Raw genomic sequence first — 6,426 nt, forward strand, 5'->3', positions numbered from 1 at the left:
TCGTTCTCCGACGGGAATCAGCGTCGCAACGGAGGCACTCCGTACGGATCGCCCGATCTTCCGAGCCGGCGGTGGAATCGGCGGCTCATCCACGCGGTGGAGCGGCTCCACCGATCGGTGGATTCAGGGCGTTGATCCAGGACAAGGAACGCTACAGTCCCGATATGGACAACGACGCTTCCGGCAGGACCGAGGCCAGCGGCGGCGGCGTGCAGTCCGTGGACCGGGCGATCAGCATCATGGAGATCCTCGCCGCCCGCGGGGAGGCCGGGGTCACCGAGATCGCGGCCGAGATCGAGGTCCACAAGTCGACCGCGTTCCGCCTGCTGGGCGCCCTGGAGGCGCGCGGGCTCGTGGAGCAGACCGAAGACCGCGGCAAGTATCGCCTCGGCTTCGGGCTCGTCCGCCTCGCCGGCAACGTCTCCATGCGATTGGACGTCACCCAGCAGAGCAGGCCCGTCTGCCAGCGCCTGGCGGAGGAGATCGGCGAGACCGTGAACATCGCCGTCCTGCGCTCGCACTACGCGGTCAACCTCGACCAGGTGCGCGGCCCCTCCGCCGTCACCGCCTACAACTGGGTGGGTCAGCTCACGCCCCTGCACGCGACGTCGAGCGGCAAGGTCCTGCTGGCGTACGTGGACCGGCAGCGCCGCGACGACCTGCTGCGTGCCGCGGGCCTCCAGCGCTACACGCCCAACACGGTGACCTCGGCGGATGACCTGGAGCGGGAGCTGGCGACGGTGCGCGAGCGCGGCTACGCGCTCACGGTGGAAGAGCTCGAAGTGGGCCTGAACGCGCTCGCCGCCCCCGTACGCTCCTTCGGCGGAGAGGTCGTGGCGGCGGTGAGCGCGTCGGGGCCCGCCTACCGGTTCAGCGAGAGCCGCATGCGGGAGCTGGCCCCCGTCCTCGTCCAGGGCGCCGAGGAGATCAGTCACCGCCTCGGCGCCTAGCCCTTCCTTACGACCCGGCCGCGCGCCGCAGCCGTACGACGACGCTCTTGGACGTGGGCGTGTTCGACGTCTCAGCCACCGAGTCCAGGGGCACCAGCACGTTGGTCTCCGGGAAGTAGGCCGCGCAGCAGCCCCGCGCCGTCGGATAGGCGACGGCCCGGAAGCCCTCGGCCACGCGCTCGCCGTCCGGCCACTCGCTGATCAGGTCGATCATGTCGCCGTCGGCGAGACCACGCTCGGCCAGGTCGTCGGCGTGGACGAACACGACCCGCCGCCCGTTGTGGACGCCGCGATAGCGGTCGTTCAGCCCGTAGATCGTGGTGTTGTACTGGTCGTGGCTGCGCACGGTCTGCAGCAGGAGGCGGCCCGGGGGCACCCGCAGCACCTCCAGCGGGTTGACCGTGAAGTTCGCCTTCCCCGTGGCCGTGGGGAAGCGGCGCTCGTCGCGCGGCGCGTTCGGCAGGAGGAAGCCGCCCGGCGTGCGCGCCCTCGCGTTGAAGTCGCCGAACCCCGGCACCACCCGCTCGATGCGCTCCCTGATCGCGTCGTAGTCCGCCTCGAACTCGGCCCACGGCACGTGGGGGTCGTCGCCGAGCAGCTCACGGGCCAGCCGGCACACGATGGCCACCTCGGACAGCAGCGCGTCCGACGCGGGGCTCAGCCGCCCGCGCGAGGCGTGCACGGCGCCCATCGAGTCTTCGACCGTGACGAACTGCTCGCCGCCGGCCTGTACGTCCCGCTCGGTGCGGCCGAGCGTGGGCAGGATGAGCGCCTGCTCGCCGCACACGGCGTGCGACCGGTTCAGCTTGGTCGACACCTGCACGGTGAGCCGGCAACTGCGCAGGGCCGCCTCGGTCGCGGCGGTGTCCGGCGTCGCCGAGACGAAGTTGCCGCCCATCGCGAAGAACACCTTCGCGTCGCCGTCGCGCATGGCACGGATCGCCTCCACGGTGTCGTGGCCGTGCTGACGCGGCGGCGGGAAGCCGAACTCCTTCTCCAACGCGTCGAGGAACTCCGGCTTGGGCTTCTCGTAGATGCCCATCGTCCGGTCGCCCTGCACGTTGGAGTGCCCGCGTACGGGACACACCCCCGCGCCGGGCCGTCCCACGTTGCCGCGCAGCAGCAGGAAGTTGACGATCTCCCTGATCGTCGGGACCGACTTGCGGTGCTGGGTGAGGCCCATCGCCCAGCAGACGACGACCGACTTGGCGGCCAGCACGTCGCGGGCCGTCTCCTCGATCTCGGCGCGGGTGAGCCCGGTCGCCTCCAGCACCTCGTCCCAATCGAGGCCGCGTACGTGCTTCTCCCAGGCGTCGAACCCGTGCGTGTGCGCCTCGACGAACGCGCGGTCCACCACCGTGCCGGGCGCGGCGTCCTCGGCCTCCAGCAGGAGCAGCGACAGCGCCTGGAACAGCGCCAGGTCGCCGCCGAGACGGATCTGCAGGAACCGGTCGGACAGCGCCGTCCCGGCGCCGACGACGCCGGAGGGCCGCTGCGGGTTCCGGAACCGCAGCAGCCCGGCCTCCGGCAGCGGGTTGACCGCCACGATCCGCGCGCCGCCCCGCTTCGCCCGCTCAAGCGCGGTCAGCATGCGCGGATGGTTGGTGCCCGGGTTCTGGCCGACCACGAAGATCAGGTCGGCCCGGTGCAGGTCTTCCAGCAGCACCGTGCCCTTGCCGATGCCGAGCGTCTCGGTCAGCGCCGAGCCGCTCGACTCGTGGCACATGTTGGAGCAGTCGGGCAGGTTGTTGGTGCCGAACCGGCGGACGAGGAGCTGGTAGGCGAACGCGGCCTCGTTGGAGGTGCGGCCGGAGGTGTAGAAGACGGCCTGGTTCGGGTGGTCGAGCGCGCGCAGCTCGCGCGCGACGACGCCGAACGCGTCCTCCCACGAGATCGGCTCGTAGTGGTCCGAGCCGGCCGGCTTGTACATCGGCTCGGTGAGCCGGCCCTGCTGGCCCAGCCAGTAGTCGCTGCGCCGGGCCAGCTCGTCCACCGGATGCTCGGCGAAGAAGTCGCGGGTGACCCTGCGGAGCGTCGCCTCCTCGGCCACCGCCTTCGCGCCGTTCTCGCAGAACTCGGCGGGACTGCGGTGACCGTCGCCCTCGGGCCATGCGCATCCCGGGCAGTCGAAGCCGGACTTCTGGTTGACCCGCAGCAGGGTCAGCACCGTCCGTCCCGCGCCCATCTGCCGATAGGCGGTGCCGAGCGCGTGACCGACCGCCGGGACACCTCCCGCCCAGGTCTTGGGCGCGCCGATCTCCAGGCGCTCATCTCCGACGTCATCCCGGGGGGCCTTACGTGTCACGCCGCGTCTCCTTCGAACTCACTCGCCGAGCTTGCCACGCACCCAATCATGGAACAGGCCGATGTGGTGCTCGCTCGGCACCAGCACGCCGCCCTTGGCGTACGTGCGGGAGCTCATCGACGGCTGGGTGCGCTCGCAGGCGTCGAAGTCCTGCTCGTTGACCCGGTGGAACAGCTCCACCGACCGGCTGATGTCCTTGCCCGAGGCCACGACCTCCGGCAGGTAGAGCCAGTCGCACTCCACGACCGTACGGTCGACGGCGAGCGGGAACATCCGGTGGATGATCACGTGGTCGGGCACCATGTTGACGAACACCTGCGGCTTGATCGTGATGGCGTAGTAGCGCCTGTCCTGATCCTCGCTGATCGTCGGGATGCGGTCGAGCCCCTCGGAGCCGTCGACCGTGAACCCCTGGATGCCCTCGCCGAACAGCGCGCCGTGGCCCACGTAATACTGCGCCGCGTAGCCGTCGGCGAACTCCGGCAGCACCTCGGTCAGCTCGGGGTGGATCGTCGCGCAGTGGTAGCACTCCATGAAGTTCTCGACGATGAGCTTCCAGTTCGCCTTCACGTCGTACGTGATCCGGCGGCCCAGCGCGAGGTTGGCCACGTCGTAGTTGTCGAGCGAGGCCACGTCGCCGAGGCGGGTGCGCACCTCGCCGAGCACGGTGTCCTCGAACGAGGGCGGCTCGTCGGCCAGGCAGACCCACACGTAGCCCAGCCACTCCCGCACCGCGACGTTGACGAGGCCGTATTCGACCCGGTCGAGGTCGGGCATCTTGGTGAGGTTGGGGGCGGCGATGAGCTTGCCCTCCAGGTCGTACGTCCAGGCGTGGTAGGGGCACTGGAAGGCCCGCTTGACCTCGCCGGAGTCCTCGGTGCAGATCCGGGCGCCGCGGTGGCGGCAGACGTTGTAGAACGCGCGGATCGAGTTGTCCCGCGCCCGCGTGATCAGGATGCTCTCGGTGCCGACCTGCACGGTCTTGAACGCCCCGGGCTTGGGCAGGTCGGCGGCCCGGACCGCACAGAACCACATCGACTCGAAGATGCGCTTCTGCTCCTGCGCGAAGACCTGGGGGTCGGTGTAGTGCTCGCCCGGCAGCGTGGCCATCAGACTGGGGGGCAGGCTGGGGGGCAGGCTCGTGGTGCTCACTTGTGGCTCCTGAAGGTCGTACGTCGCACGTCGGAGATCGAGATGATCAGGGGAAAGCCGGTCACAGGACCACGACGGAGCGCAGCACCTCGCCGTGGTGCATCTTCTCGAAGGCCGCCTCGACGTCCTCGAGCGCGATCGTCTCGGTGACGAACGCGTCCAGGTCGAGCCTGCCCTGCTGGTAGAGGGAGACGAGCATGGGGAAGTCACGGCTGGGCAGGCAGTCGCCGTACCAGGAGGACTTGAGCGCGCCGCCGCGGCCGAAGACGTCGAGCAGCGGCAGTTCGAGCCGCATCTCCGGCGTCGGCACGCCGACCAGCACGACGGTCCCGGCCAGGTCGCGGGCGTAGAACGCCTGCTTGTACGTCTCGGGGCGGCCCACCGCCTCGATCACGACGTCGGCGCCGACCCCGCCGGTCAGCTCGCGGATCGCCTCCACCGGGTCGGTCTCCCGGGAGTTGACCGTGTGCGTGGCGCCGAAACGGCGGGCCCATTCGAGCTTGGTGTCGTCCACGTCGACCGCGATGATCGTGGTAGCGCCGGCCAGGTGGGCACCCGCGACCGCCGCGTCGCCCACGCCGCCGCAGCCGATGACGGCGACCGAGTCGCCGCGGGTCACGCCGCCCGTGTTGATGGCCGCGCCGAGGCCCGCCATGATCCCGCAGCCGAGCAGGCCGACCGCGACCGGCGACGCGCTCGGGTCGACCTTCGTGCACTGACCGGCCGCGACGAGCGTCTTGTCGGCGAACGCGCCGATGCCGAGCGCCGGGGACAGCGGGGTGCCGTCGGCCAGCGTCATCTTCTGCGTGGCGTTGTGGGTGGCGAAGCAATACTGCGGGCGCCCGCGCAGGCAGGCGCGGCACTGCCCGCACACCGCACGCCAGTTGAGGATGACGAAGTCGCCGGGGGCGACGTCGGTCACGCCCTCGCCGACGGCCTCGACCACGCCCGCCGCCTCGTGCCCGAGGAGGAACGGGAAGTCGTCGTTGATGCCGCCCTCGCGGTAGTGCAGGTCGGTGTGGCACACCCCGCAGGCCTGCACGGCCACGAGCGCCTCACCCGGACCCGGGTCGGGGACGACGATGGTCTCCAGGCTGACCGGCTGTCCCTTGCCCCTCGCCACGACCCCGCGGACTTCGTGCGCCATGTTTCTCTTTCCCTCGATCAGTCAGCGTGCTTTAGTTGTGCAAGACGAAACACATAGCACTATGCGCAACAGACTGAGGCCGTGCAGGGCCAGTGTCAAGAGGTGAAGAGAGTTGTCGCCCTCCGGTCAGCGGGGGCCCTGCTCCAGTTGGGTGACGACCGGGGCGAGCAGGTCGTTAAGCTCGCGTACGAGGACCACGAGCGCGCGGTGGGCCGTCTCGGCCAGATCATCAGCCGGCCCGTCCGGCGCGGGAGGCAGGTCGTCCAGCGGCACCGGGGCGTCCACGACCAGGGTCGGACGCAGGTAGGGGACCTTCGCGAGGTCCTGCTCGGCAGGCTCGACGAACTGGCCGAAGATCTCCGGCCAGTCCCGCCAGCCGCGGTCGCGCCACCAGTCGCGCGACACCGTCAGCGCGGCCGGCGGCGGGGAGACGATCGTGACGTGCGCCGTCAGCGACCCGTCCCAGGTGTTGCGGTCGCAGGAGGCCGACAGGATCCGCCGGTGCCAGCGCACGAACCCTGGCGAGGTCAGGGGCGGGGTGGCGATCCGCCAGGCCGCGCACGCGAACGCGACCGGGGCGATGTCACCCCACACCCCCTCGAACTCACCGATGTTCTCCCACACGCGCTCCGAGTAGTGGCTGACGCCGCTGTAGCGGACGCGCTCGCGGTCGGACCGGCCGTCGATCCAGAACGCCTGCTGGGCGGTCATACGGCGGCGGGCGCGGTCTCGCCGGTGAAGGTGAACGTGGCGGCCTCGCCCTCGCCCTCGACGTCGATCTTGACGACCTGGCCCGGCCGCAGCTCGCCGTAGAGGATCTTCTCCGACAGCGTGTCCTCCAGCTCGCGCTGGATCGTGCGGCGCAGCGGACG

The 6,426-nt window shown here is 70.6% G+C and carries 6 protein-coding genes; 1 reads left to right on the forward strand and 5 read right to left on the reverse strand.

Annotated features, from left to right (window positions below; translation table 11 throughout):
• Positions 1-164 precede the first annotated feature (164 nt).
• Entirely contained in the window at positions 165-950 is a 786-nt protein-coding gene (locus FLV34_RS34595; protein ID WP_205830122.1) for an IclR family transcriptional regulator, read from the forward strand.
• A 7-nt stretch (positions 951-957) separates the two neighbouring features.
• On the opposite strand, the gene FLV34_RS34600 is transcribed toward FLV34_RS34595, so the two are convergent.
• The 5 genes from FLV34_RS34600 to FLV34_RS34615 form a co-directional block, all read right to left on the reverse strand.
• On the reverse strand, positions 958-3,255 hold the full coding sequence (locus FLV34_RS34600) for an FdhF/YdeP family oxidoreductase (protein WP_142647276.1): 2,298 nt from the start codon (positions 3,253-3,255) through the stop codon (positions 958-960).
• Between the two features lie 18 nt (positions 3,256-3,273).
• The gene (locus FLV34_RS34605) at positions 3,274-4,365 is read right to left on the reverse strand and encodes an aromatic ring-hydroxylating dioxygenase subunit alpha (protein WP_142647308.1); all 1,092 of its coding nucleotides are present in this window, start codon (positions 4,363-4,365) and stop codon (positions 3,274-3,276) included.
• Between the two features lie 103 nt (positions 4,366-4,468).
• Positions 4,469-5,554: an S-(hydroxymethyl)mycothiol dehydrogenase gene (locus tag FLV34_RS34610; RefSeq protein WP_147945106.1), complete on the reverse strand. Its 1,086-nt coding sequence runs from the start codon at positions 5,552-5,554 to the stop codon at positions 4,469-4,471.
• A 126-nt stretch (positions 5,555-5,680) separates the two neighbouring features.
• Entirely contained in the window at positions 5,681-6,265 is a 585-nt protein-coding gene (locus FLV34_RS40900; protein ID WP_168065861.1) for a hypothetical protein, read from the reverse strand.
• Positions 6,262-6,426 (reverse strand): hypothetical protein (locus FLV34_RS34615; RefSeq protein WP_147945107.1); only part of this gene is annotated, 165 nt, incomplete at its 5' end. The genes FLV34_RS40900 and FLV34_RS34615, both read right to left, overlap by 4 nt.

This window comes from Microbispora sp. CSR-4 (assembly GCF_008033685.1).
GTDB lineage: Bacteria > Actinomycetota > Actinomycetes > Streptosporangiales > Streptosporangiaceae > Microbispora.